The sequence below is a fragment of the Streptomyces sp. CWNU-52B genome, from assembly GCF_047444975.1.
Lineage (GTDB): Bacteria > Actinomycetota > Actinomycetes > Streptomycetales > Streptomycetaceae > Streptomyces.
This window is the reverse complement of record NZ_JBLFJV010000027.1, coordinates 175,746-198,771: the sequence shown is the minus strand read 5'-3', so window position 1 is coordinate 198,771 and position 23,026 is coordinate 175,746. Positions and strand designations below refer to the sequence as shown.

Genomic DNA, 23,026 nt, shown 5'->3' with positions numbered 1-23,026 from the left:
CGGCCTCAGCCCATGAACTTCTTGAACTCGTCCGGGAGTTCGAAGTTCTCCGGCTGCTGCCCGGCCGGCAGGCCGAACGCGCCGCCCGCCTGCCCCGCGGCCTCCCGCCGCGCCGCCGCCTCTTCCTCCTGCTGCTTGCGCTTCATCGGGTTGCCCGACCGCTGCTTGCCCTTGGCCTTCTTCGGCTGCTTCTTCACCCGGCCGGCTCCGCCGCCCATGCCAGGCGCCCCGGGCATCCCCGGCATACCGCCGCCCTGGGCCATCCGGGACATCATCTTGCGGGCCTCGAAGAACCGCTCGACCAGCCCCTTGACCGCGCTGACCTCGACACCGGAGCCCTTGGCGATACGAGCACGCCGCGAGCCGTTGATGATCGTCGGCTCCTGACGCTCGGTCGGCGTCATCGACTTGATGATCGCGGCCGTGCGGTCCACGTCGCGCTCGTCGAGGTTGTTGATCTGGTCCTTGATCTGGCCCATGCCGGGAAGCATGCCGAGCAGCTTGGAGATGGAGCCCATCTTCCTGACCTGCTCCATCTGGGCCAGGAAGTCGTCGAGCGTGAAGTCCTGGCCCTTCTTGGAGGCCAGCTTCTCGGCCATCTGCTCGGCCTCTTGCTGCGAGAAGGTCTGCTCGGCCTTCTCGATCAGCGTGAGCATGTCGCCCATACCGAGGATGCGGGACGCCATGCGGTCCGGGTGGAACGCGTCGAAGTCGTCCAGCTTCTCGCCGTTGGAGGCGAACATGACCTGGCGGCCGGTGACGTGCGCGATGGAGAGCGCCGCGCCGCCACGGGCGTCGCCGTCGAGCTTGGAGAGGACCACGCCGTCGAAGCCGACTCCGTCGCGGAAGGCCTCCGCGGTGTTGACCGCGTCCTGGCCGACCATCGCGTCGACGACGAAGAGGATCTCGTCCGGCGAGACCGCGTCGCGGATGTCGGCGGCCTGCTGCATCAGCTCGGCGTCGATGCCGAGGCGGCCCGCGGTGTCGACGATGACGACGTCGTGCTGCTTCTGCTTCGCGTAGTCGATGGAGTCCCTGGCGACCTGGACCGGGTCGCCGACGCCGTTGCCCGGCTGGGGCGCGTAGACGCCGACGCCGGCCCGCTCGCCGACGACGCTCAGCTGGTTCACCGCGTTCGGGCGCTGGAGGTCGCACGCGACGAGCAGCGGCGTGTGGCCCTGGCCCTGCAGCCACTTGCCGAGCTTTCCGGCGAGCGTGGTCTTACCGGCACCCTGCAGACCGGCGAGCATGATCACGGTCGGGGGCTGCTTCGCGAAGCGCAGCCGCCGGGTGTCACCGCCGAGGATGCCGACGAGCTCCTCGTTGACGATCTTGATGACTTGCTGGGCGGGGTTGAGCGCCTGTGATACCTCGGCCCCGAGGGCCCTCTCCTTGACCTGCTTGATGAAGGCCCGGACAACCGGCAGCGCGACGTCCGCTTCCAGCAGGGCGATACGGATCTCGCGCGCGGTGGCGTCGATGTCCGCCTCGGACAGGCGCCCCTTGCCGCGAAGGTTCTTGAATGTCGCTGCGAGGCGATCGGAGAGAGTGTCGAACACGGCGGTCGCGAATCCTCAAGTCGGGGGCAGGGGGACAGGTCCGCCTTCCAGGGTATCCGCCCCCACCGGAAAGGGTCTCCACCCCGGCCCCATAAGGGACGCGGGGCTGTGACATCGGGCGGCTCCGCCGCGGGGCGCGCTCAGCCACAACCGGCCCGCGGCCGAGGACCGGCCGCCGAAACGGCCCCGAGCGGCGCGCAGCACACCGCTCACTCCCGCAACGTCTCCTCCAAGGCCCGCGCCAGCGACCCGGCCTGCTCCCCCGGCAGCGGAGCTCCCTCGGGCCCGGTCACGTAGAACGCGTCCACCGCGTTCGCGCCCAGCGTGGAGACATGCGCGCTGCGCACCCGCACCTGCGCGTTCTCCAGCGCGCGCCCGATGCGGTGCAGCAGCCCCGGGGCGTCGTGGGCGCGGACCTCGATGACGGTGGCGAGCCTGGACGCGGTGGAGGCCACGCTCACCCGGGCCGCCGGCGCGGCGATGCCCCGCCGCCGCGGATAGGCGGCGTCCCGTTCGGCGAGGCGCCCGGTGATGTCGAGGGAGCCGTCGAGGGCGCGTACCAGATCGGCGCGCAGCCGGGCCGCCTGCGGCAGGGACCCGTACTCGGCGGCGACCCGCCAGTCGAGCAGCAGGACGGACCCTGAGACGCCGTCGGGCAGCTCCAGCGCCCGCAGCTCCGCCGTCCGCACGGTGAGCCGGTGCATGGCCAGGACGCCCGCCACGGCGGGCAGGACGCCCTTCTGGTCCGGTACCGCGATGAGCAGTTCCACCCCGAGGGGCTCCGGCTCCCCGGAGGCTTCCTCGGCGGACGGCTCGGCGGGGGGTTCGGTCTGGGCGCGCAGCGCGAGTACGGGACCGCCGGTGCGGAAGGCCTCGATGGCGAGCCGTTCCTGTTCGGCGGTGGGCGCCGCCGCCTCGGGCTCCTCGGGGTCGTCCCCGGCGAGCGCGGCGGAGACCCGCTTCACCAGGTCGGTGACGAGGGACGCGCGCCACGAGGACCAGGCGGCGGGCCCGGTGGCCAGCGCGTCGGCCTCGGTGAGGGCGTGCAGGAGTTCCAGCGTGCCCTGCGAGCCGACCGCCTCGGCGACCGCGCGTACGGTCGCCGGGTCCTCCAGGTCGCGCCGGGTCGCCGTCTCGACGAGCAGCAGGTGATGGCGTACGAGCGTGGCGAGGGTCGCCACGTCGGTGCGGTCGAAGCCGATCCGGGCCGCCACGTCCCGCGCGATGATCTCGCCGGCCACCGAGTGGTCGCCGGGCCAGCCCTTGCCGATGTCGTGCAGCAGGGCCGAGACGAGGAGCAGGTCGGGCCGGTGGACGCGGCGGGTGAACTCGGCGGCGCGGACCGCCGTCTCGATCAGGTGGCGGTCGACGGTCCAGATGTGGACGGCGTTGCGCTGCGGGCGGCAGCGGACCCGCTCCCAGTCGGGCAGCAGCCGGGTGATCAGGCCCTCCGCCTCCAGGGCCTCCCAGACCTCGATGGTCGAGGGCCCCGAGCCGAGCAGCGTGATGAGTTCCTGGCGGGCCTCGGCGGGCCACGGCGTGGGCAGGGGACGGGCCGCGGCGGCCATGCGGCGGACCGCGTGCAGCGAGAGCGGCAGCCCCGCCTGGGCGGCCGCGGCGGCGGCGCGCAGCGGCAGCACGGGGTCGCGGTCGGGGCGGGCGGCGCGGGCGAGGACGACCTCGCCGTCCTGCTCGACGACGCCCTCCGCCAGCGGGGAGCGCTCGGGAGCGGGTTTGCCGCCGCCCAGCGCCCTCCCGTCGCCCGCCACCGCCCTTCTGAGGAAGTCGCTCCGCTCCCTTGCCAGTTTGCGAAGACGCGGTCGCACGGCGCGCGACCGCAGCACGCGCCCCACCTCGCGCCAGGTGACATCACTGGCGTACGAGACGACGCGGGCGGCCTCGTACACCTGGCGCAGCAGGGTGTCGGCGTCCAGCAGGCCGAGTTCCGCGGCGACCTGGTCCTGCTCCTGGAGGGCGAGGCGGTCGGTGGCGCGGCCGGTGGCGAGGTGCAGGGCGTCACGGACGTCGAGGAGGCTCTTGCGGGCGTCGGCGAGGCCCTCGCGCGGGGCGTCGGCGAGCCAGGAGGCGGCGACGGCGCGCAGCGCGGTGGCGTCGCGCAGGCCACCGCGGGCCTCCTTGAGGTCGGGTTCGAGGAGGTACTGCAGTTCGCCCTGGCGCTCGGCGCGCTCGGCGCACAGTTCCTGGAGTTCGGGGAGCCGTTTCGGCGCCTGGTTGCGCCAGTCGGCGAGGACGGCCGTGCGCAGTCCCGCGGTCAGGCCGAGGTCGCCGGCGAGGTGGCGGGCGTCCAGCAGGCCGAGCTGCACCTTGAGGTCCTCGCCCGCGGTCCTGCGGGCCTCCGCGGGCGTACGGACGGAGTGGTCGAGGTCGAGGCCGAGGTCCCAGATCGGGTACCAGATGCGGTCGGCGAGGGAGGCCACCGCGCCGGAGTCGGCGCTGCCGTCGTGCAGGAGCAGCAGGTCGAGGTCGCTGCGCGGGGAGAGTTCGCCGCGGCCGTAGCCGCCGACGGCGACGAGCGAGACGCCGCGCAGTTTCTCGGCGCCCGCGTCGAACAGTCCGGTGAGCCAGTCGTCGGTCAGTTCGGCGAGGGCCGCACGGCGCGGCGGCCCGGACCGCGCCCCCTCTTGGAGGAGGCGCAGCCGGGCCGCCGCATAGCCGCTGGGTCCCGAGTCCTCTGCTTCCGTACGCGTGTCCGTACTCGTCACCCAGTGGCTCCTGTTCTTCTGCTGTCCGCGGCGCGTGGCGTCTACAGCGCGTCGGGTCCGCGCTCGCCGGTCCGGACCCGGACCGCCGTCTCGACCGGGACGGACCAGACCTTGCCGTCTCCGATCTTGCCGGTACGGGCCGCCTTCACGATGACGTCGAGCAGCTGCTCGGCGTCGTCGTCCTCGACCAGTACCTCGATACGGATCTTGGGGACGAGGTCGACGGTGTACTCGGCACCGCGGTAGACCTCGGTGTGGCCCCGCTGACGACCGTAACCGCTCGCCTCGGTGACCGTGAGGCCGTGGACGCCGAAGGCCTGGAGGGCTTCCTTGATCTCGTCGAGGCGGTGGGGCTTCACGACGGCGGTGATGAGCTTCATGCGTCCACCTTCTTGCTCGCGGAGTCGCCGGCCGGGGCCGTGACCGCGGTGCGGGCGGCGCCGCCACCGGCACCGCTGTAGTCGTATGCGGTCTCGGCGTGCTCGGCCTGGTCGATGCCGGCGATCTCGACGTCCTCGGGGACCCGCATCCCGATGGCCTTGTCGATCAGGAAGGCGAGCACCGCGGAGGCCACCAGGGAGTAGGCGAGGACGCCGAAGACACCGGCGCACTGCTTCCAGAACTGGTCGAGGCCGCCGCCGTAGAAGAGACCCTCGACGTCGGACTGGCCGCCGCCGGTGGCGAAGAAGCCGATGAGCAGGGAGCCGACGACACCGCCGACGAGGTGCACACCGACGACGTCGAGCGAGTCGTCGTAGCCGAACTTGTACTTGAGGCCGACGGCCATGGCGCAGAGCACACCGGCGATGGCGCCGACGGCGATCGCGCCGAGCGGGGAGATTGCGCCGCCGGACGGGGTGACCGCGACGAGACCGGCGACCGCGCCGGAGGCGGCGCCGAGGGTGGTGAACGCGCCGTGGCGGATCTTCTCGTAGGCGAGCCAGGCGAGCATGGCGGCGGCGGTGGCGACCTGGGTGTTGACGAACATCAGCGCGCCGACGCCGTCGTCGTTGCCGAGCCAGGAGCCGGCGTTGAATCCGAACCAGCCGAACCACAGCAGACCGGCGCCGAGCATCACCAGCGGGAGGCTGTGCGGGCGCATCGGGTCCTTCTTGAACCCGACGCGCTTGCCGATGACGAGGATCACGCCGAGTGCCGCGGCACCCGCGTTGATGTGGACCGCGGTACCACCGGCGAAGTCGATGACGCCGAGGTCGAAGGCCCAGCCTCCGGTGCCCCAGACCCAGTGCGCGACCGGGAAGTACACGACGGTGGCCCACAGGGTGATGAACAGCGCCCAGGAGGTGAACTTGACGCGGTCCGCGAGGGCACCGCTTATCAGCGCGGGGGTGATGATCGCGAACATCAGCTGGAAGACGGCGAAGACGAAGACCGGGATGGTGTAGCCGTCCCAGAGGTCCATCTTCCCGATGCCGCTGAAGCCGACGTAGTCCGAGGACCAGCCGACGACACTGCCCGAGTCGGTGCCGAAGGCGAGCGAGAAGCCGTAGAGCACCCACAGGATCGTGACGATCCCCATGCTGATGAAGCTCATCATCAACATGTTCAAGGTGCTCTTGACCCTGACCATGCCTCCGTAGAAGAAGGCAAGACCGGGAGTCATGATCAGCACCAGGGCGGAACAGATGAGCATGAATCCGGTGTTGGCGGCAGACAGCGTGGGAGCGTCTGCGGCAAGCGTGATGGCTGGTGCCATCGGCGTCTCCTCGTCGTTGGTACGGCCCCGTGCGGGCGAAGCCATGAGCGGTTGGTGAGGGGTGGGCCGGTTATGGGCCAGAGATTGGCGCAGCGCGGTTTCGACCGGCGCCCCTGCATGTTTCGCCGGGGTGACGAAGAGGACGTACGTGTTACGCCTCGATGAACCGCCGGATAGTGGCAGCCTCGATCGTTATCGTGGCGCAACCTTCCACGGACACGGCCGGAGCACTCGGACGGCCGCGCGCTCAGCCACGGATCGAGCAACCCGGACGGCGCTCAGCCGCCTCCGTGAGAGCGGCGCCGCCGCGGGCGCAAAAAGGAGACCGGCCGCGGCCGTCCGTCCTATGACCTGGCATGGGGGAGCCGAGTCGGGCTGTTACGGACGGCGGTCGCGGCCGGCGTACTGGGGTCAGACCGCCTCTGCGGTCTCGGGCAGGTCGATGGCGAGCTGGTCGGTCAGATCGACGACGGCGGCGAGGTCCCCGAAGTCGCGGACGGCCGTGTCGACCGTTTTTCGGATACGAGTGTTGACCCGCTCGGACCGCACCTTCTTGGCGATCCGCAGGGCCTTGTGCACCAGGACGGCGCTCTGCTCGGGTTCCCGCCGGAGCAGGTGCACCGTGCCCATCCCGACGAGGTTGAGCGCGTACGAACGCTGGTGCTCCAGGTCGTTCTCGAAGAGGTCGACGGCCTTCTGCATGACGGGCTCGGCCAGCGAGGCGTACGTGGGGCTACGGCCCGCCACGTAGGCGAGGTCGCGGTAGGAGTGGGAGTTCTCGCCGTGCAGCTCGGCCTCGGAGAAGAAGCGGATCCAGTCGGGCTCGGGCTCGCCGGACTCCTCGGCGTCCCCGAAGGTGTCCTCCGCCATCCGGACGGCGCGCTTGCACTTCCCGGGCTGCCCCATGCTGGCGTAGGCGCGGGCCTCCATCGCATACAGCATGGCCTGGGTGCGCGGGCTCGCGCAGTCACGGCTTCCGTACTGGGCGAGGTGGATCAGTTCCAGCGCGTCGTCGGGGCGGCCCAGGTGGATCATCTGGCGGCTCATGCTGGAGAGGATGTACGAGCCGAGCGGCCGGTCGGCGGCCTCCTTGGCGGCGTGCAGGGCGAGGACGAAGTACTTCTGGGCGGTGGGCTGGAGCCCCACGTCGTAGCTCATCCAGCCGGCCAGCTCGGCCAGTTCGGCGGCGACCTTGAACAGCCGCCTGGTGGTCGCCTCGGGCTGGGGCTCCTGGAGCAGGTCGGTCACCTCGTGCAGCTGGCCGACGACCGCCTTGCGGCGCAGGCCGCCGCCGCACTGGGCGTCCCACTGGCGGAACATGACGGTGGTGGACTCCAGGAGGTCCAGCTCGGGCTGGGAGAGCCTGCCCGGACGGCGGGCGGCCGCGGCGGAGAGCATGGGCTCCTCGCGCGGCGTGGCGGGGCTGGGCACCAGCCAGCGCTGCATGGGCTCGATGAGCGTGGGCCCGGCGGACAGGACCAGTGAGGCGCCGAGGAAGCCGCGCCGCGCGAGCATCAGGTCGCTGCGCGAGAACTCGCTGATCTGGGCCACCGTCTGCGGGCCGGTCCAGGGCAGGTCGACACCGGACACGGACGGGGCCCGGTGGGCCGCGCGCAGCCCCAGGTCCTCGACGGCGACGACGCAGCCGAAGCGCTCGGAGAACAGCTCGGAGAGGATGCGCGGGATCGGCTCGCGGGGATTCTCCCCGTCGAGCCAGCGGCGGACCCGCGAGGTGTCCGTCGAGATGTGGTTGGCCCCCAACTGGCGTGCCCTGCGGTTCACCTGACGTGCCAGCTCGCCCTTGGACCAGCCGCTGCGCACGAACCACGAGCCCAACAATTCGTTGGGGCGCTTGTCCGTGCCGGTCGCGGACCTCGCGCCTGCGCCGTTGCCGCCCACTGGAACGCCCCCATCCCTGAACCCACTTGTGCGCTGTGTGCGCCAAGCCCTACCAGAATGCCCGTGAACGGGGCCGCCCGTCCGGCCGTTCTCACCCGTCGAACGGGAAGCCGAGTTGCCTCCGGCATACCCACAAGTGCATGCGTCCCAAGGACTTGTGCACTCACAGTAATCCTACGATCACCCCTCCAGCCATGGCGATCCCTGAAACGCCACCATTCGCCACCCCTTCGAATGAACTCGCGATCGCCGCCGCGCGATTCACTTGACACAGGACGAACGGGAGCGGGCGGAGCGATGTACGCCGGGGCGCACGAAACCGGCCGCACCACCCGTGACGCAACCGAGCGCCGCTTGGATCGCGCACCGATGGGAACCGAGAATACTGAGAGTTACGACACGATTTCATGACGTAACCATGGGCGCGCTGGACCCGTTGGAGGGGGCATGGGCTTCACGATCGGCGGCATCCGCGACATTCGGACCGGCTCGCGTCGCCGCGGCCGCTCCTCGGAGTGCACGGCCGTGGCCGAGTTCACCGGGCTGTGGGGCTGGGACGTGGTGCCCGGCGCCCGCGCGGGCGCCGGGGCCTGCTCGTGCGGCCGGCCGCACTGTGCCGAGCGCGGCGCGCATCCCCTGGGCTTCGCGCCCGTCGTCCCGGCGGGCGCCACCCTGGGCGAAGTGACCCGGGCCTGGGGCGAGTTCCCCGGCGCCTCGGTGATGCTCCCCGTCGGCCGCGCCTTCGACATCATCGAGGTCGCCGAGTCCGCCGGCCGCCGCGCCCTGGTCCGGCTCGAACGGATGGGCCTCCCGCTGGGCCCCGTGACCGTCACGCCCGAGGGCCGCGCGCACTTCTTCGTCGCACCCGGCGCCGCGGCCGAACTGCCCGAGCTGCTCTACCGCATGGGCTGGGACGACGCCTCGCTCGACCTGCACGGCCTGGGCGCCGGCGCGTACATCACGGCGCCGCCCTCCGACCGGGGCGGCCGCGGCCCGGTCCACTGGCTGCGCTCCCCCGCGCTCGACTCGGCGACGAAGCCACCGGCCGCACGACTGCTGCTCGGGACGCTCGCGTACGTGGCCCACCGGTCACCCGCCTGAGGCGTCCCGTTCGGACCAGGTCGCACGGGCCGCGGTGTCCGGTGCGGTGCATCGCACAGCGGCGCGGGATCCACGGAGCGCGATCCGCGTACGGGGCGTACTCGGGTCGTACGCGGGTCGTACGCGGGTCGTGCGACAACGCCGCGAGGCGCCGTGCCGGGCCTGTCGGCACCGGCTTCCTCGACAGAGGCCTGCCGACACGGAAGGGCCCCACACCATCTGCACCATGGAGTGGGGCCCTTCCTCACGCACGGACGACACGTACGCGTCACGCACATACGGCTCGTACGCGCTCTCACTCTCCGATAAGGGCATCCACGAACGCTTCCGGCTCGAACGGGGCCAGGTCGTCCGCGCCCTCGCCCAGGCCGATCAGCTTGACGGGTACGCCCAGTTCACGCTGGACGGCGATGACGATGCCGCCCTTGGCCGTGCCGTCGAGCTTCGTCAGGACGATGCCGGTGATGTCGACGACCTCGGCGAAGACACGCGCCTGCACCAGGCCGTTCTGGCCGGTGGTGGCGTCCAGGACGAGCAGCACCTCGTCCAGCGGGGCGTGCTTCTCGACGACGCGCTTGACCTTGCCGAGCTCGTCCATGAGACCGGTCTTGGTGTGCAGCCGCCCCGCCGTGTCGATGAGTACGACGTCGGCGCTCTCCTGGATGCCCTCCTTGACGGCGTCGAAGGCGATCGAGGCGGGGTCACCGCCCTCGGGCCCGCGTACGGTGCGGGCACCCACCCGCTCGCCCCAGGTCTGCAGCTGATCGGCGGCGGCGGCCCGGAAGGTGTCGGCCGCGCCGAGCAGCACATGCTTGCCGTCGGCGACGAGCACGCGCGCGAGCTTGCCGGTGGTGGTGGTCTTGCCGGTGCCGTTCACCCCGACGACCATCACGATGCCGGGGGTGTCCAGACCGGAGTCGGTGTTCACCGTGCGGTCGAACTCGGGCACGAGCAGCGCGAGCAGTTCCTCACGCAACAGGGCCCGCAGCCCCTCGGGAGTGCGCGTGCCGAGCACCTTCACGCGTTCGCGCAGCCGCTCGACCAGCTCCTGGGTGGGCTGCACACCGACGTCGGCGGTGATCAGCGTGTCCTCGATCTCCTCCCAGGTGTCCTCGTCGAGGTGCTCGCGCGCGAGGAGCGTGAGGAGCCCCTTGCCGAGCGCGTTCTGCGAGCGCGACAGCCGGGCGCGCAGGCGCACCAGACGGCCGGCGGTCGGTTCCGGGACCTCGATCGGGGGCGCTTCGGCGACCGGAGCGGTCGCCGAGGAGTCCGGAAGATCCACCTCCTCTATCGTGCGGCGCGGTTCGTCGCGCGGCGTCTCGGCCTCGTCGCCGATGTGCGGCTCGGCCGGCGGAGCGGTGATGTCGGGGGCGGCGGGGGGCGGCGGGGGCAGCTGCTTGCGCCTGCGGCTGCCGACGACGAGCCCGCCGAGTGCGCCGATCACGACCACGGCGATGACTACAGCAAGGATGACGATTTCCATAACCCACTCAGTATCGACCATGTGCCCCGGACGGCTACCGCTCGCGTTCGCCCGGGAAGCACATACACCGCTTGAGGTGACCAGTCGGGCTAAAGTGGGATGATTCCCCGCCTCCCCACGGTACGGAGCGGCTCCGGCATGAGGACCACCAGGCCCGACGGCGCGCTGGAGACGCGCGGCATCGAACCGGTCCCGGAGGCGGAGCGCACCGCGCGGACCCGCCAGCTCTTCCCCACCTGGGCGTCCGCCAACATCACCGTGCTGCTGCTCACGATGGGCGCGAGCCTCGTGGTCTCGTACGGGCTGAACTTCTGGCAGGCCCTGGTGGTGGCCGCGGCGGCGCCGCTCGTGGCGTTCGGCCTCGTCGGGCTGGTCGGTATCGCGGGGAAGCGCGGCGGCGCGCCCGGCATGATGCTCTCCCGGGCGGTCTTCGGCCAGCGCGGCAATCTGCTGCCCGGCTCGCTGATCTGGGTCGCCCGCTGGGGCTGGGAGACGATCAACGCGGTGACCGGCGCGTACGCCCTGCTCACCGTGGTCGACATCCTCTTCGGCGTCCACGCCACCACCGCCCTGACCGTCGTGACGCTGCTGCTCTTCGTGCTCGCCACCTTCGTGATCTCGGGGCTCGGCATCAACGCCGTGCGGACCTGCGGCAGGTACGCGGCCTGTCTCTTCGGCGGCTTCTCCGTCCTGGTCCTCGGCCATCTGCTCGTGGAGACCGACTGGGGCCGGGTCTTCGGACGGGGCGCGGGCCCGACCCCGCTGATGATCACGGGGGTCGGCCTGATCGCGGCGGGCGGCATCAGCTGGGTGCCCTCCTCCCCCGACTTCACCCGCTATCTGCCGCGCACGGCCTCCTCGAAGGCGATCGTGGGGAACACCGTGGGCGGCGCCGGCCTCGTCGTACTGCCACTGGTCCTGATGGGCGCGGTCATGGCGGTCTCCACACCGGACCTGGCCTCGACGACCGACCCGGTCTCGTTCCTCGGCGAGATCCTGCCGCTGTGGATCGCGGCCCCGTACCTCCTCGTCGCCCTGGCGGGCACGCTGCTGATCAACGCGATGTCGATGTACTCGGCGGGCTTCACCGCGCAGACGCTGGGCTTCCGGGTGCCGCGGCACTGGGCGGTGTCCGTCAACGCCGTGATCTCGCTGGTCCTCGGCGGGGTCCTGATGCTCGTGGCGACGAGCTTCATGAGCTCGTTCCTCGCGTTCCTTTCGCTGCTCGCGGTCGCCTTCTCGGCCTGGGCCGGGGTCTTCGGCGCGGACATGCTGCGCCGCCGGGAGTACGACGCGCGGGCCCTGCTCGACACCACGCGCACCAGCGCCTACTGGTACCGGGGCGGCTTCGCGCCGGCCGCGGTCGCGGCCTGGGCGGCGGGCCTGTGCGCCGGGCTTCTCTTCACGGCCTCGGACTGGTTCACCGGACCGCTGGCCCTGGGCAATCCGGTCGGCGAGTACGGCCTGGGCTGGGCGGCCACGATCGTCGTGTCCTTCCTGCTGTACGCGCTGCTGCCGAAGCCCGCCGTGCCGGGTCCCGCACCGGACTCCGCCAAGGGGCCCGCCCCTATGGCCGTCTGACGCTCCGTCAGCTACGGTCCCCCCTGCACCGACGCCGGACCGAAGCCGCCGGCACGCCACCCGCTCGGCGAAGGGGGACTTTCCCATGCCCGTCACGGTCGTACGCTTCAACCTCGTCGATCCCGGCGCCACGCCCGCCTCGCTCAGCGACCGCTACAAGGCCGCGCTGGAGATGGCCGCCTACGCCGACGACCGCGGGATGACCACCGTGCAGACCGAGGAGCACCACGGCGCCGCGAACAACTGGCTGCCCTCGCCGTTCACCTTCGCGGGCGCGGTCTTCGGCGCGACCCGGAAGATCGCGGTCACGGTCTCGGCGATCATCGGCCCGCTGCACGACCCGCTGCGCCTGGCCGAGGACATCGCCGTGCTCGACCTCCTCAGCGGCGGCCGGCTCGTCACGGTGGCGGGCATCGGCTACCGGCCCGAGGAGTACGCGCTCTTCGACGTGGACTGGAAGCGGCGCGGCGCCCTCCAGGACGAGCTCCTGGAGACGCTGCTGAAGGCCTGGACCGGCGAGGAGTTCGAACACCGCGGCCGTACGGTACGGGTCACCCCGCGCCCCTTCTCCGATCCGCACCCCCTGCTCCTGGTGGGCGGTTCCTCGAAGGCGGCGGCCCGGCGCGCGGCGCGGCTCGGGCTGCCGTTCTTCCCCAGCGCGCATCTGCCGGACATCGAGGCCTACTACAAGGAGCGGCTCACCGAGTACGGCACGCAGGGCTGGACCATGATGCCCGCGGAGGTCACGCCGCTGCTGCACCTGGCGGAGGACCCGGACCGGGCCTGGGCCGAGCACGGCAGGCACTTCCTGCACGAGGCGCGGACGTACGCCTCCTGGCAGTCCTCCGACATCCGCTCGGCGGTGAAGTCGGGGGCCACCACGGTGGAGGAGCTGCGCGCCGAGGGTGTCTACCGGATCGTGACGCCGGAGGAGTGTCTGGCGCAGGGCCTCGACAGCTACGTACTGCATCCGCTGTCCGGCGGGATGCCGGTCGACGAGGGGTGGCGCAGCATGCATCTGTTCTGCGAGAACGTACTGCCCCGGCTCAGGGGCCGGTAGGCCGGAGAGCCGGGGCAGTACGCCCTCTCACGAGTACGGGGAGACGGACGGCGGGGTCTTGGCCCGTCTCCCCGAGCCTTGGTGCCGGGCGACCGGTGCCCGGGTCAGCCCATCTCCTCCAGCGTCTTGCCCTTCGTCTCCTTCACGAACTTGAGCACGAACGGGATGGAGAGCGCGGCGAAGATCGTGTAGATCACGTAGGTCATGGAGAGGTTCCAGTCGGCCAGCGACGGGAAGCTCGCGGTGATGGCCCAGTTGGCGATCCACTGCGCGGCGGCGGCCACACCGAGCGCCGCGGCGCGGAGCCTGTTCGGGAACATCTCGCCGAGGAAGACCCAGACGACGACACCCCACGAGAGGGCGAAGAAGAGCACGAACACATGGGCGGCGATCAGGGCGACCCAGCCCTGGGTGGCGGGCAGTTTGCCGTCGACGAGGTCGAAGGAGAAGGCCCAGGCCTCCAGGCCCAGCCCGATGACCATGCCCACGGAACCGATGAGCGCGAGCGGCCGGCGGCCGATCCGGTCGACGAAGATCATGGCGATCACGGTGCCGACGATGTTGATGATCGACGTGGTGAACGAGTAGAGGAACGAGTCCGTCGGGTCGACGCCCACCGACTGCCACAGCGTCGAGGAGTAGTAGAACGCGACGTTGATGCCGACGAACTGCTGGAAGACCGAGAGCCCGATACCGATCCAGACGATCGGCTTGAAGAAGAAGGTGCCGCCGAGCAGGTCCTTGAAGACCGACTTGTGCTCGCTCTTCATCGCGTGCTCGATCTCGGTGACGCGGGCGTCCAGGTCGATCTTGTCGCCCTCGACCTCCCGGAGCACCTCACGGGCGCGCTCGTCGCGGCCGACCGAGATCAGGAAGCGCGGCGACTCGGGGATCGCGAAGGAGAGCAGGCCGTACAGGACAGCCGGGACGACCATCACGCCGAGCATGACCTGCCAGGCCTCCAGGCCCATGACCTTGCCGCGCTGGTCACCGCCTGCGGCGTTGAGGATGCCCCAGTTGACGAGCTGCGAGACGGCGATGCCGATGACGATCGCGGCCTGCTGGAAGGAGCCGAGCCGCCCGCGGTACGCGGCCGGGGCGACCTCGGCGATGTAGGCCGGCCCGATGACCGAGGCCATACCGATGGCGAAGCCGCCGATGACCCGCCAGAAGGCCAGGTCGTACAGGGCGAAGGGCAGCGCGGAGCCGACGGCGCTGATGGTGAACAGCACGGCCGAGATCTGCATGCAGCGGATACGGCCGATGCGGTCGGCGATCCGTCCCGCGGTGGCGGCGCCGATCGCACAGCCGATCAGCGCGATGGCGATGACCTGGGCGAGGGCCGCGGAGCCGATGTCGTACCGGTGCCGGATGGCCTCGACGGCGCCGTTGATGACGGCACTGTCGTAGCCGAAGAGGAAGCCACCCATCGCGGCCGCCGCCGCGATGAAGATGACGTGCCCCAGATGTTCGGGGTGAGCCGCTCGGGCTCCTGACTGGGGTGGCTGCGCTGTGCTGGTCACGTGTAACTCCTCGGGCCACCGGCCTCACTGCCGGGGGTGGGGGCGAGCCCTTCCGGACGGTGTCTCCAGTGGCGCACACGTTTACGCCACCCACCACCTGAAGGTAAAAGCAACGAATCAGAGACTATGCCTTCAAGTTTCGAAGTCAAAAGGGGGTCCTGTGTAGAGGGTTCCGCCCCAGGTGAGGAAGTTGTGTTCAAGTGTTGGACGGATGGAGACTGCATGTATTCGGGGGTACCCCGTAAGCGACGCGAGGAACGTCAGGACCGGCCCCGACCGGCCGTCACCCACCCGGCGGCCATTCGGCCGCCAGGTGCGTCCGTCCGGGCGAGCGCGCGGGCCGGCCGGCCGCGGCCGCTGGTACGACGAGAAGGTCAGCGCAGTCGCTGGCTGATGACCTTCGACACTCCGTCGCCCTGCATGGAGACGCCGTACAGCGCGTCGGCGACCTCCATCGTCCGCTTCTGGTGCGTGATCACGATCAGCTGCGACGCCTCCTGCAGCTCCTCCATGATCCGGATCAGCCGCTGCAGGTTGGTGTCGTCGAGCGCCGCCTCGACCTCGTCCATCACGTAGAAGGGGCTGGGCCGCGCCTTGAAGATCGACACGAGCATCGCGACGGCGGTCAGCGAGCGCTCACCGCCGGAGAGCAGCGAAAGGCGCTTGACCTTCTTCCCGGGCGGTCGCGCCTCGACGTCGACGCCCGTGGTGAGCATGTTGTCGGGATCGGTCAGGACCAGCCGCCCCTCACCGCCCGGGAACAGCCGGCCGAAGACCCCTTCGAACTCCCGCGCCGTGTCCCAGAACGCCTCGGTGAAGACCTGCTCGACCCGCTCGTCGACCTCCTTCACCACCTGGAAGAGATCGGTACGGGTCTTCTTCAGGTCCTCCAGCTGCTCGCTGAGGAACTTGTGGCGTTCCTCCAGTGCGGCGAACTCCTCCAGCGCGAGCGGATTGACCTTGCCGAGCTGCTGGTAGGCCCGCTCGGCCGACTTGAGCCGCTTCTCCTGCTCGGCCCGGTGGAACGGGCGGGGCTGGTTGCGCGGATGCTCGGGGTCGTCCGGCAGCTCCTCGCCCTCGGCGGGCAGGGACGGCGGGACGGGCTGGTCGGGCCCGAAGTCGGCGACCAGTCCCGCCGGTTCGACGCCCAGCTCCTCCAGCGCCTTCGCCTCCAGCTGCTCGATCCGCAGCCGTTTCTCGGCTCCGAGCACCTCACCGCGGTGCACCGAGTCCGTGAGCTTGTCGAGTTCGGCCTTGAGGTCGCGGCCCTGGTTGCGGGCGAGGACGAGGTCCTGCTCCCGGCGCGCCTTGGCGCTCTCCGCGGCCGTACGCTCCTCGTCCGCCCGGCCGAGCGAGACCTCGGCATGGGCGAGCAGCTGGCGGGCGCCGAAGGCGACGGCCTCGGCGACCGCGGCCTCGTGCCGCAGCCGGGCCCGGCGCTGTTCGGCGCGGGCGCGGGCCTCCCGTTCGGCGCGCGCGGCCCGGTCGAGCGCGTCGGCCCGCCCGGACAGGCCCTTGACCCGCTCCTCGTGCGTACGCACCTGGAGCCGGGCCTCCATCTCGGTCTGCCGCGCGTTGGCCCCGTCGGCCGCGAGCCGGTCCCGTACGGAGGTGTCGGGCTCCTCCTCGACCGGCATCTCCTCGGCGACGACGAGCCGTTCGGCCAGTTCCTCGGCCTCCTCCACGGCCCGGTCGAGGGCTTCCTGCGCACGCGCGGCGGCCGCGGTGCTCCGCTCGGCCTCTCCGGCGGCGCCCCGCGCCTGCCCGGCGAGGCGTCCGAGCTGCTGCGCGACCTGGGACCTCTCCCGCTCTCCCGCACGGCGCCGCTCGCCCAACTCGTCGACGAGAGCGGCCCGTTCGCGGCGCAGTTCGGTGGCGCGCTGCTGGGCCCCGCTCAACTCCTCGCACAGGACGCCCAGTTCCGTCAGCTCGGCCGCGGCCTCGTCGACCGACGCCTGTACTTCGAGCAGGCTGGGCGCCCCGGCGGATCCGCCCTGCGCGAAGTGCGCCCCGAGCAGGTCGCCCTCCGCGGTCACGGCGGTCAGCTCGGGCCGCGCGTGGACGAGGTCCTCGGCGTCCTCCAACGTCCCCACGACGACGATGTCCCGCAGCAGCCACCGTACGGCGGGCACGAGCTCGGAGGGCGCCCGGACGAGATCGGCGGCGTACGGCGGACCGCCCGCCGGGGGCCGGGTGCGGCCGGCGGAGGAGTGCGGGTGTGCCGAGAGGGCTGGCCCCCTCGGCACACCCGCCGACCCAGCCGGCCGCGTCGGCCCGGTCACGCCGGGCACGTCCGTCCGGCCCGTCGGCCCCGGGGCCCCGCCCCGATCCCTCGGGACCGGGGCACCCGTCCCACCCGCCGAACCCGGGACACCTGGGACACCTGGGACACCCGGCTGATCCGTCGACCCCGCCGGGCCCATCGCCCCCGCCGGGTCCGTCAAGCCCGAAGCACTCGCCCCGCCCACCGGGCCCAGGCCCCCATTCCGACCCGCTGGACCCGGCACACCTGGCCGATCCGCCGAACCCGCCGAACCCGCCGCACCCGCCGCACCCGCCGAGTCCATCGAGCCCGAAGCACTCGCCCCGCCCACCGGGTCCGGGTCCCCCTCCAAGTCCCCTGGACCCGGGGCGCCCGGCAGCTCGGCCGGCGGCGTCCTCGCTCCCGTCCGGTCCGTCCTGGCCGGCAGGTCCGCCGGGGTCGTCTCGTCCGGGGCTCCCGTCAGGAGCAGGGCCGCCCGGCCCGCGTCCTGCTTGCGCAGCAGGCGGATGGCGTCGGCCGCCGAGGTCGGTGTGGTCACCACGATCGCGTCCGCCGCCGCGCCGAAGGCGGCCGCCAGCGCGACCTCGTGGCCCGGGGTGACCGAGAGCAGTTCGGCCGCCGGGCCGAGCAGTCCCGACAGCCGGTCCTTCGCCGCGAGCAGCGCCCCGGTGCCGTCCTTGCGGCGCAGCCCCAGGGCCAGGGCCTCGTGGCGGGCCTGGGTGGCCGCGCGCCTGCGCTCGGCGGCGGTGGCCTCCTCGCGGGCCTCGGTGAGCGCGGACTCGGCGTCGGCGAGGGCCCTCCTGGCCGCGTCGTGCCGTCCGGCGAGTTCCTCGTCGCCCGCGTCCAGGCCGTCGACCTCGGCCTTGAGCTGCTCGTACTCCTCCTGGGCGGTGACCGCGCGGTCCTGCGCCTCGTCGCGCGCCGAGGCGAGCCGGTCGATCTCGGACTGGGCGGAGGCGGCACGGGAACGGGCCGCGTTGACCTGGCCGCTGAGCCGGGCGAGCCCCTCACGGCGGTCGGCGATGGACCGCGCCACGTCCTTCAGGCGCCGCTCCTCGACCGCCAGTTCACGCTCCAGGTCGGACCGGTGCGCGACCGTGTCCTCCAGCGCGTACTCGGCCGCTTCCAGGGCCGCTGCCAGCTCGGCCTCCTGCTCACGCACCCGCGCGGCCTCGCGCTCCATGTCCTCGGGGTCGCGTCCGCGCCGCTCCTCCGGCGGCTGGGCGGTGGCGCTCTTCACCCGGGCGTCCGCCAGGGAGACCGTGCCGCGCACCCGCTCGGCCAGCTGCGACAGCTCGTACCAGGTCTGCTGGGCCCGCTGCAGACGCGGCGCGAGCCGCCGCACCTCGTCCTCCAGCATCGCCTCCCGCTGGAGGGCCTTCCTCAGCTCGGCCTCGGCGGCCTCCTTGCGTTCCTTGAGCACGGCCTCGTCGGCCACCTCGGCCCGCAGCGCCCCCCGCAGCCGTACGAGGTCGTCGGCGAGCAGTCGCAGGCGGGCGTCCCGGAGGTCGGCCTGGATGACGGCGGCCCGGCGCGCCACGGCGGCCTGCCGGCCGAGCGGCTTCAACTGCCGCCGCAGCTCGTCCGTGAGGTCCTGCACGCGCGCGAGGTTGGCCTGCATCGCGTCCAGCTTCCGCAGCGCCTTCTCCTTGCGCTTGCGGTGCTTGAGGACACCCGCGGCCTCCTCGATGAAGGCACGGCGGCCCATCGGGTCGGCGTGCAGTACGGAGTCGAGCTGGCCCTGCCCGACGATGACGTGCATCTCACGGCCGATGCCGGAGTCGGACAACAGCTCCTGGATGTCCAGCAATCGGCAGGTATCGCCGTTGAGCTGGTACTCGCTGCCGCCGTTGCGGAACATGATCCGCGTGATGGTGACCTCGGCGTACTCGATGGGCAGCGCGCCGTCGGAGTTGTCGATCGTCAGCGAGACCTCGGCCCGGCCCAGCGGGGGCCGCCCGGTGGTGCCGGCGAAGATGACGTCCTCCATCTTGCCGCCGCGCAACGACTTGGCGCCCTGTTCGCCCATGACCCAGCTGAGGGCGTCCACGACATTGGACTTGCCCGAGCCGTTGGGCCCCACGACGCAGGTGATACCCGGCTCGAACCGCAGCGTGGTGGCCGAGGCGAACGATTTGAACCCGCGCAGGGTCAGAGCCTTGAGGTGCACGCAGCCGGACTTTACCTCCCAAGTCGTCCCACCGCCGGTGTCACCGCCCGTCCGGTCGCCGGGTCCCACCGCCGGTTCACTGTCCGTCTCACTCCCCGAACTCTCGGTTTCACCCATGAACGTGCAGGGCACACCAGACGTTAAAGAGGGTGAACAGCGAGCAATGGATCAGTCGGGGGAAAGAAAAAAGGGACGCCGAAGCGTCCCTTGAAACTCTGTTTCAGCGGCTGACACGGTCAGCCTGTTCACTGGGGGTGACTGTGCAGTTCAGTGATCAGGTGAGCGCAGGCTCCGCCTGGGGTACGTCGATGCTCTCGAGAAGCGATTCGTGAGAAGCGGCAGCCGCGAGCGCGTCGTTCTCGGCCTGGATTCGTCCGAGCTCGGATTCCAGGTCCTGGACGCGCTGCTGGAGCCGTCGCATCTCGGCAATGAGTCGCGGGTCGGAACCGCCGACGTAACCGAGAAGCGCCTTTGCCATGATGGATGGTCCTCCACACTGAGTGACCGACCGAAGCGGTGTGGGTCGTGAGGGAATCGCACCCGCGATGTTTGGCAATCTTGAGTTCTTGCTGCCGCTCTCACATGCCAAACAGCTAAGGTGCGCGGGGACTTTCAGCGTCTCACCAAAAAGTTTGACGGTCAACACGATCACACCCCGTATTGACGGGCAGGCCCGGTCGCCCCTGCGCACGCGGCCTGCCGGCGGGCGGCGCGGCCGCTGTGCCGGGCCCTGGGGACGGGGAGATCATCCTCGTGGGCGGAGCCTCCCACCGCAAGGCGTTTCTCTGCAGCCACCTGGTGGTTTCCACCCTGGACGGGTGCCCGGCGCACGCCCCGCGCTCCCCGCGGAGGGCGTCGCGGCCGGCCGGGTGGAGTGGATCTCACCGGATGGCGAAGCCGTCGTAGCCGCCACGGGGCGTGTCCCAGATCTCAGTGACTCCGCTGACCCGGCCCGGCGTGTCGTCTCCCACGAGCCACTCCAGCAACTCCTGACACCCGTCCCGGGGGCCTTCCGCGACCACCTGGACCCGTCCGTCCTCCAAATTGAGAGCAAAGCCACTCAGCCCGCCGATCTCCAGGGCCCTGGCCCGCGTGTACCAGCGGAAACCCACACCTTGCACGCGCCCGCGTACCCAGGCGACCATCCGTGCATGCTCGTTCATGGCTGCACGCTAACCGGCCAATTGCTCTCGGAGCACTTCCTCCCCTTGCGCCATGGGGTACCGTCCCGACCCAATGAGCCTCACTCGTTCGAGTGAAGGAACGTTGACCGCAAGGATTGAGAAAGGCCAGGAGATGGGACGCCACCGACGCTCCGCCGCCGGCCGCGCCGCCACAGGCCGCGGTACCGCAGACACACAGACGTACGAGACGTACACGGGCGGCTACGCGACGGATGACGCGAGCGAGTACGCGAGCCTGGGCGACTACGCCACCGCGGGCGCCCCCCGCGCCGCCGGGGACTACCGCACGGCCGGGGACTACCTGACCGGCGGCCCCTACTCGACCGCCGGCCTGTACGACTCTCCGGGCGGCATCCACGAGACGGGCGACCTCTACACGAAGAGCGCCTACCCGAAGAGCGACGCCTACCTCTTCGAGGGCGACGAGACGGCAGGCCACGCCTCGGGGGCCTACGCGCCCGACCGCGGGCGGGGTGGCCAGCGCCGTCGCAAGAAGGGCGTGACCCCCGTACGCACCGGTCTGCTCGGCGTCTCGGCCGCTGTCGCCATGGGCGCCGTCGCCGTCGCCTCCGGGCTGATACCGGGCAGTGACTCGCTCCCGATCGGCGGCGGCTCGGACAAGGTGCGCGCCCAGGACACACCGAGCGACGTGGAGACCCAGGGCGGCACGAACGGGTCCGCGGACGACCGCGTGACCCCGGGCACCAGCCGTGACCTGGAGCGTTCCCCGTCCCCTTCGGTCTCACCGACGAAGGCTCCGGAGAAGTCGGCGAAGAAGCCCTCCGCGACACCGTCGGCGAAGTCCCCGGTCGAGGAGTCGAGGACGCAGGCGCCCGCCGAGAAGGCCCCGACGGCGAAGGCTCCCGAGACGACGCCGTCGAAGGCGGCCTCCACACCGGCCACGGCCGAGGCGGCGGTCCTCTCACTGGTCAACGACGAGCGGGCCAAGGCCGGCTGCAGCCCGGTGACCGCGTCCAGCTCGCTGGCCGCGCTGGCCGAGGCGTTCAGCAAGGACATGGCGGCGCGGGACTTCTTCGACCACACGGACCCGGACGGGGCCTCCCCCTGGGACCGGGCGGAGGATCTCGGCGTGGCGAACCTCGGCGGAGAGAACATCGCCCGCGGCCAGGCCGACGCCGCCGCGGTGATGGAGGCCTGGATGAACAGCCCCGGCCACCGCGCGAACATCCTGAACTGCGACTTCAAGACCTTGGGCGTCGGCGCGCACTTCGCGTCGGGCGGCCCGTGGTGGACCCAGGACTTCGGCTACTAGCCACGGCGTACTCCCGTACAGCGCACACCACAGGGGTGCACTAACTCGAAGTTAGTGCACCCCTGTGGTGTGCGCTGTACGGGAGTACGCTCGAAGCATGGATCTCACGGATCGGCCGGACCTCGCGTACGACGTGTTCTCCAAGGCCTGCCCGTCCAGGGGCACCCTTGAGCACGTCACGGGACGCTGGGGCGCGCTCACGCTGGGAGCCCTGTCCGAGGGCTCCCTCCGCTTCAACGAACTGCGCCGCCGGGTCGACGGGGTGAGCGAGAAGATGCTCTCCCAGACCCTGCACGCGCTGGAGCGCGACGGTCTGGTGCACCGGGAGGCGCAGCCGACGAACCCGCCGCGGGTCGACTACGAGCTGACGCCGCTGGGCCACGAGGTCGCCGGACGGCTGCTGGCCCTCATCCACTTCGTGGAGGGCCGGATGGACGAGGTGCTGGGGGCGCGCGAGCGCTACGACACCGCGCGCGGCGGTCGCTGACAGCGCGGGCAGAAGTAGCTGGACCGGTTCATCCAGGGCCTGCGCCGCAGCAGGGTGCCGCAGCGCCGGCACGGCTCGCCCTCACGTCCGTACGCGTCGAGCGAGCGGTCGAAGTAGCCCGACTCGCCGTTCACGTTGACGTAGAGGCTGTCGAAGCTGGTGCCTCCGACGGCGAGGGCCGCGTTCATCACATCCCGTACGTGGCCCAGGAGTTCGGCCGTGCGCGGACGGGTGAAGCCGGTGGTGGGGCGCTCGTAGTGGAGCCGCGTGCGCCACAGGGCCTCGTCCGCGTAGATGTTGCCGACGCCGCTGATCAACGACTGGTCGAGCAGGGCGCGTTTGACGGTGGTGCGCCGGCGGCGCAACGCCTCGTGGAACGCGTCGTCGTCGAACAGCGGGTCCAGGGGGTCACGGGCGATGTGCGCGATGACGTCGGGCAGTCCGTCGGGGGACGTCTCGTGCAACGAGAGCCCGCCGAAGGTGCGTTGGTCGACGAAGCGGAGTTCGGTGCCGAGGCCGTCGGCGAACCGGACACGGATCCGCAGATGCTTCTCGTCGGCCGCGTCCTGTGGCTGGACGAGGAGTTGTCCGCTCATGCCGAGGTGGGCGAGGACGGCGGTCGTGGAGTCCGCGAGCGGCAGCCAGAGGTACTTGCCGCGGCGCTGGACCTGTCCGACGCGGTGTCCCTTGAGCCGGGCCCCGAAGTCCTCGCCGCCCGCGATGTGCCGGCGCACCGCGCGCGGGTGCAGCACCTGGACGTCCTCGACGGTCCGTCCGCCGACCCAGCGTTCGAGGCCCCGGCGTACGACCTCGACCTCGGGCAGTTCGGGCACGGTTCTCCTCCGGAGGGGTCAGCCGAGTGTGGGGGCGCGATGGTGGGCCGCGCGCCCGCAGCAGCGTACTCGCCCCCGCGGCCGGCGTCGTAACGGCCACCTTGTTGTCGGCTGCGGGTCGGTGGGGGCTGGTCGCGCGGTTCCCCGCGCCCCTTCATCACGGCGCTCCG

General features: G+C 71.5%; 16 protein-coding genes. 5 read left to right on the top strand and 11 right to left on the bottom strand.

The features are described 5' to 3' along the window. Positions 1 to 5: 5 nt before the first annotated feature. The 5 genes from ffh to ACLVWQ_RS25425 all read right to left on the bottom strand — a co-directional run bounded on the left by ffh (position 6) and on the right by ACLVWQ_RS25425 (position 7,898). The gene (gene ffh / locus ACLVWQ_RS25445; protein WP_414111477.1) at positions 6 to 1,559 is read right to left on the bottom strand and encodes a signal recognition particle protein; all 1,554 of its coding nucleotides are present in this window, start codon (positions 1,557 to 1,559) and stop codon (positions 6 to 8) included. A gap of 209 nt (positions 1,560 to 1,768) precedes the next feature. Further along, a complete protein-coding gene (locus ACLVWQ_RS25440; protein ID WP_414111476.1) occupies positions 1,769 to 4,282 on the bottom strand; it encodes a [protein-PII] uridylyltransferase in 2,514 nt (837 codons plus the stop codon). 41 nt (positions 4,283 to 4,323) lie between these two features. Further along, positions 4,324 to 4,662 carry a P-II family nitrogen regulator gene (locus ACLVWQ_RS25435; RefSeq protein ID WP_055510557.1) on the bottom strand — a complete coding sequence of 113 codons (339 nt, stop codon included), beginning with the start codon at positions 4,660 to 4,662 and terminating at the stop codon, positions 4,324 to 4,326. Further along, positions 4,659 to 5,999, bottom strand: a complete 1,341-nt coding sequence (locus tag ACLVWQ_RS25430) for an ammonium transporter (RefSeq protein WP_414111475.1) — start codon at positions 5,997 to 5,999, stop codon at positions 4,659 to 4,661. The genes ACLVWQ_RS25435 and ACLVWQ_RS25430 overlap by 4 nt, the downstream gene beginning before the upstream one ends. Positions 6,000 to 6,410: 411 nt before the next feature. Beyond that, positions 6,411 to 7,898 (bottom strand): hypothetical protein, encoded by a 1,488-nt coding sequence (locus ACLVWQ_RS25425; RefSeq protein WP_414111474.1) that lies wholly within the window; start codon positions 7,896 to 7,898, stop codon positions 6,411 to 6,413. Positions 7,899 to 8,345: 447 nt separating this feature from the next. On the opposite strand from ACLVWQ_RS25425, the gene ACLVWQ_RS25420 reads away from it, so the two are divergent. Beyond that, complete coding sequence (locus tag ACLVWQ_RS25420; RefSeq protein WP_414111473.1) at positions 8,346 to 8,999, top strand: bifunctional DNA primase/polymerase; 654 nt, start codon at positions 8,346 to 8,348, stop codon at positions 8,997 to 8,999. Positions 9,000 to 9,294: 295 nt separating this feature from the next. Here ACLVWQ_RS25420 and ftsY read toward each other — a convergent pair whose 3' ends face one another. Then, on the bottom strand, positions 9,295 to 10,482 hold the full coding sequence (ftsY, locus tag ACLVWQ_RS25415) for a signal recognition particle-docking protein FtsY (protein ID WP_414111472.1): 1,188 nt from the start codon (positions 10,480 to 10,482) through the stop codon (positions 9,295 to 9,297). A gap of 138 nt (positions 10,483 to 10,620) precedes the next feature. Between ftsY and ACLVWQ_RS25410 the strand changes: the two genes are divergently transcribed. Together ACLVWQ_RS25410 and ACLVWQ_RS25405 are read left to right on the top strand one after the other, a co-directional pair. Beyond that, complete coding sequence (locus ACLVWQ_RS25410; protein WP_414111471.1) at positions 10,621 to 12,063, top strand: cytosine permease; 1,443 nt, start codon at positions 10,621 to 10,623, stop codon at positions 12,061 to 12,063. 85 nt (positions 12,064 to 12,148) lie between these two features. After that, the gene (locus ACLVWQ_RS25405; protein ID WP_414111470.1) at positions 12,149 to 13,123 is read left to right on the top strand and encodes an LLM class flavin-dependent oxidoreductase; all 975 of its coding nucleotides are present in this window, start codon (positions 12,149 to 12,151) and stop codon (positions 13,121 to 13,123) included. Between the two features lie 104 nt (positions 13,124 to 13,227). Here ACLVWQ_RS25405 and ACLVWQ_RS25400 read toward each other — a convergent pair whose 3' ends face one another. The 4 genes from ACLVWQ_RS25400 to ACLVWQ_RS25385 all read right to left on the bottom strand — a co-directional run bounded on the left by ACLVWQ_RS25400 (position 13,228) and on the right by ACLVWQ_RS25385 (position 20,242). Further along, on the bottom strand, positions 13,228 to 14,646 hold the full coding sequence (locus ACLVWQ_RS25400) for a sugar porter family MFS transporter (protein ID WP_414111469.1): 1,419 nt from the start codon (positions 14,644 to 14,646) through the stop codon (positions 13,228 to 13,230). Between the two features lie 374 nt (positions 14,647 to 15,020). Further along, a complete protein-coding gene (locus tag ACLVWQ_RS25395; RefSeq protein WP_414111468.1) occupies positions 15,021 to 19,079 on the bottom strand; it encodes an AAA family ATPase in 4,059 nt (1,352 codons plus the stop codon). Positions 19,080 to 19,353: 274 nt separating this feature from the next. Next, positions 19,354 to 19,557 (bottom strand): hypothetical protein, encoded by a 204-nt coding sequence (locus ACLVWQ_RS25390; RefSeq protein WP_414111467.1) that lies wholly within the window; start codon positions 19,555 to 19,557, stop codon positions 19,354 to 19,356. A 403-nt stretch (positions 19,558 to 19,960) separates the two neighbouring features. Beyond that, complete coding sequence (locus ACLVWQ_RS25385) at positions 19,961 to 20,242, bottom strand: acylphosphatase (protein WP_414111466.1); 282 nt, start codon at positions 20,240 to 20,242, stop codon at positions 19,961 to 19,963. 133 nt (positions 20,243 to 20,375) lie between these two features. Here ACLVWQ_RS25385 and ACLVWQ_RS25380 point away from each other — a divergent pair, with 133 nt between their 5' ends. Continuing rightward, positions 20,376 to 21,536, top strand: coding sequence for a CAP domain-containing protein (locus tag ACLVWQ_RS25380; protein WP_414111465.1), 1,161 nt, complete (start codon positions 20,376 to 20,378; stop codon positions 21,534 to 21,536). A gap of 97 nt (positions 21,537 to 21,633) precedes the next feature. Beyond that, positions 21,634 to 22,023 (top strand): winged helix-turn-helix transcriptional regulator, encoded by a 390-nt coding sequence (locus ACLVWQ_RS25375; RefSeq protein WP_414111464.1) that lies wholly within the window; start codon positions 21,634 to 21,636, stop codon positions 22,021 to 22,023. Here ACLVWQ_RS25375 and mutM read toward each other — a convergent pair. After that, positions 21,996 to 22,856, bottom strand: a complete 861-nt coding sequence (mutM, locus tag ACLVWQ_RS25370) for a bifunctional DNA-formamidopyrimidine glycosylase/DNA-(apurinic or apyrimidinic site) lyase (protein WP_414111463.1) — start codon at positions 22,854 to 22,856, stop codon at positions 21,996 to 21,998. The genes ACLVWQ_RS25375 and mutM overlap by 28 nt on opposite strands. Positions 22,857 to 23,026 lie beyond the last annotated feature (170 nt).

Excerpts from the sequence above, each read along its gene's own strand:
- ACLVWQ_RS25435 (WP_055510557.1), bottom strand. The coding sequence starts at position 4,662 with ATGAAGCTCATCACCGCCGTCGTGAAGCCCCACCGCCTCGACGAGATC.
- ACLVWQ_RS25430 (WP_414111475.1), bottom strand. The coding sequence starts at position 5,999 with ATGGCACCAGCCATCACGCTTGCCGCAGACGCTCCCACGCTGTCTGCC.
- ACLVWQ_RS25420 (WP_414111473.1), top strand. The coding sequence starts at position 8,346 with ATGGGCTTCACGATCGGCGGCATCCGCGACATTCGGACCGGCTCGCGT.
- ftsY (WP_414111472.1), bottom strand. The coding sequence starts at position 10,482 with ATGGAAATCGTCATCCTTGCTGTAGTCATCGCCGTGGTCGTGATCGGC.
- ACLVWQ_RS25410 (WP_414111471.1), top strand. The coding sequence starts at position 10,621 with ATGAGGACCACCAGGCCCGACGGCGCGCTGGAGACGCGCGGCATCGAA.
- ACLVWQ_RS25405 (WP_414111470.1), top strand. The coding sequence starts at position 12,149 with ATGCCCGTCACGGTCGTACGCTTCAACCTCGTCGATCCCGGCGCCACG.
- ACLVWQ_RS25390 (WP_414111467.1), bottom strand. The coding sequence starts at position 19,557 with ATGGCAAAGGCGCTTCTCGGTTACGTCGGCGGTTCCGACCCGCGACTC.
- ACLVWQ_RS25385 (WP_414111466.1), bottom strand. The coding sequence starts at position 20,242 with ATGAACGAGCATGCACGGATGGTCGCCTGGGTACGCGGGCGCGTGCAA.
- ACLVWQ_RS25380 (WP_414111465.1), top strand. The coding sequence starts at position 20,376 with ATGGGACGCCACCGACGCTCCGCCGCCGGCCGCGCCGCCACAGGCCGC.
- ACLVWQ_RS25375 (WP_414111464.1), top strand. The coding sequence starts at position 21,634 with ATGGATCTCACGGATCGGCCGGACCTCGCGTACGACGTGTTCTCCAAG.